A 2455-nucleotide genomic window follows, 5' to 3' on the forward strand; every position below is an offset into this window, starting at 1 on the left:
AATGTCAAAGCTGGCTAGAGGCGCGACATTGTCAGCCAGTTAGAAATGCGACACTGGCTGTGACAATCAGCCCCCGATCCGGCCGGCTGGGCCGGGTTGAAAGGGCGGAGCGGGGGCGGGTGATAACATTCCCCTTCGGCTTTAGCTTTCTCACTGGCAATTGTTCTTTTACCGCTCGATACTCGCTAGCACTTGCATGGCGCAGTTGGGGATCAAAGCCGCACGATGCTTCCGGAAATCAACCTGCAAGGTGACGTCGATGTCGCCGCGCTGTCACCACTTCTTCGCGGCATGCTTCTTTCTGTTGCCTATGCTGACGGTGAGGGGGGCATAGGATTGACGGCAACCGGCGCCATGAACCGCAAGTTCGTGCATTGGGCCGCTGTTAACTTCCTCTGGCCCGACTTTACAGCCGAAGACCTCTACAGCATGCACAAGGTGCTCAATGAACGCGACATGCCGCCGCTCTGGGTCGTGCGCGACATGACCCGTCATCTGAAGCTTCTTCGCCGGAAAAAGGATGTGCTGCTGCCAACCAGACGCGGCCGGGAGTTTCTGGTGAACCCTAACGCCTTCTTCGATCTGGTCGCCACGGATTATCTCTATTCCTACATCCACGCCACCGAACGGGAAGAGGAGGTGCAAGCGCGGTTGCGCTGGTGGCGCATGTTCCTCAATCTTCTCAATATCAAGGCCAGAGAAGGTTGCACGCCAATGGAGGTTGTGAAAATCCTCTATCCAGATCTGGCGCCTCTGTCGGACACCGAAATGACCCTGGAAGCCTGGAAGCTGAAATCCGATCTAAAATACGGCGTCTTACGGCGCTTGTGCTGGCTCGGCTTGCTCTATGAAGCAAGAGAGGGGCTCACGGTCCTCCAGGACGGTTCCTTCCACAAGACGCCACTTTGGCCAGCCTGCCTGCAATTGGAATCGGATGCGCAGAGCGACATCGGCGTGCACTGACGATCTTTATTCCGCCGCTGGTTGCCTCAATAACGCTTTCTCTCGCCGTGCAATCACCGCCGGATCGTTCATGTAATCTGTCCTCGGCTTGCGTCCCCGCTTCTGATAGCCGTTGGCTGTGCTACCGTCCCGAATGCCAAACATATGATCCTTCTGCCCGGTGCGTCGGGGACCACTCTTGCTGCGTTGCTGTTCTCGGCCGGCTTGCAACTCGGCGACGATCGACAGCATGTCGTCCAGCCGCTTGTTGTCGACGACCTCCGCACGATGCACCGAGCGCAACGTATCGAAGGTCCTGTAGGGCAGGGAAAAACTCTCGTGCATGATCTCGAGCCGTCCGTCCGGGTAGTCGCAGACGATCACTTTCTGGCCAGCCAGTGGCCTGGAAATCTCGGTCGGATCGAGAATGAACAACACCTTGTCGTAGCGTAGCGTCAGAGATTGCGACAGCGTGCGGACTTCCTTCCGGCACATGGCACCATCGAGGTTCTCGTGGTTGGCCAGCGGTCGGTGCATGTCCTTTGGATTGCGTGGTTGCTTGCCAAAGCGAGTGTTGAAATCCGCAATGAACTCAGGCGCATAGGAATTGGCAGCTTCGATCGTATCAATGCCGCGAAGCCGTAATTCCTTCACAAGCCGATCCTGCAATGTCTGGTTGGCACGTTCCACCCGACCCTTGGCCTGAGGGGTGTTGGCGCAGATGATATCGATGTTAAGCTCATAAAGCGCCCGGCCGAACTGCGTCAGACCGCTTGTCCTGTCCTTCTTCGACGGATGCGTCGATCGAAAGACACCATGTTTGTCGCTGTAGAAAGCCAACGGCTTGCCCCACTGCTGCAGATAATCCTTTGTCGCATGCAGATAGTCGAACGTATTCTCCGATCCGGCGAAACGCAGGTGCAATAGCTTGCCGGTGGCGTCATCGATATAGACGAGCAGGGCGCATTTGGGGCCGCGGTTCTCGAACCACCAGTGATGCGATCCGTCGATCTGCACCAGTTCGCCAAAGCAGTCGCGCCGACCACGTGGCTGGAAAACCCGTTTCTTGCGTTCACGACGCGAAATCCAGATACCAGCCTCGGTCATCCATTGCCGCAGCGTCTCCTTGGCGACCGAGATCTGGTGCAACTCGAGCAGCTTCTCGCGTGCCAGCGTCGGACCGAAATCCAGATAGCGCTCGCGGATCAGATCCAGCACCGCATTGCGAAACTCTTCGCTATGGCGCCGGTTGCTTGGTCGTGATCGCTTCTTTGAAACAAGGCCGGCCGGACCATCCCGGTCATAGGCCCGCAGCAGCCGATGGACCTGACTTCGACTGAGGTCGAGCCGTTCGGCAGCCTGGACAACGCTTAGGCGTTGGTCACGGATCTTCTGGATAAGTTCAAGGCGATGCAACTCTTTCTGCGACATGGTGATCAAACAAGACATCACGACTCCGACCGTTCATGGTCTCGACCAGGCTGAAGATCGTCATCCTTGCTCCCAACGTTGG

Annotated in this window: 2 protein-coding genes; one reads left to right on the plus strand and one right to left on the minus strand. The window is 57.2% G+C overall.

The window, feature by feature from the left end:
- Positions 1 to 225 precede the first annotated feature (225 nt).
- On the plus strand, positions 226 to 963 hold the full coding sequence (locus BN77_RS31245) for a hypothetical protein (protein ID WP_007539880.1): 738 nt from the start codon (positions 226 to 228) through the stop codon (positions 961 to 963).
- A 6-nt stretch (positions 964 to 969) separates the two neighbouring features.
- Here the strand turns inward: BN77_RS31245 and BN77_RS31250 are convergent, their stop codons facing one another.
- A complete protein-coding gene (locus BN77_RS31250) occupies positions 970 to 2391 on the minus strand; it encodes an ISNCY family transposase (RefSeq protein ID WP_007539883.1) in 1422 nt (473 codons plus the stop codon).
- Positions 2392 to 2455: the final 64 nt, after the last annotated feature.

Source organism: Rhizobium mesoamericanum STM3625 (assembly GCF_000312665.1).
Taxonomy (GTDB): domain Bacteria; phylum Pseudomonadota; class Alphaproteobacteria; order Rhizobiales; family Rhizobiaceae; genus Rhizobium; species Rhizobium mesoamericanum.

Excerpts from the sequence above, each read along its gene's own strand:
- BN77_RS31250 (WP_007539883.1), bottom strand. The coding sequence starts at position 2,391 with ATGTCTTGTTTGATCACCATGTCGCAGAAAGAGTTGCATCGCCTTGAA.
- BN77_RS31245 (WP_007539880.1), top strand. The coding sequence starts at position 226 with ATGCTTCCGGAAATCAACCTGCAAGGTGACGTCGATGTCGCCGCGCTG.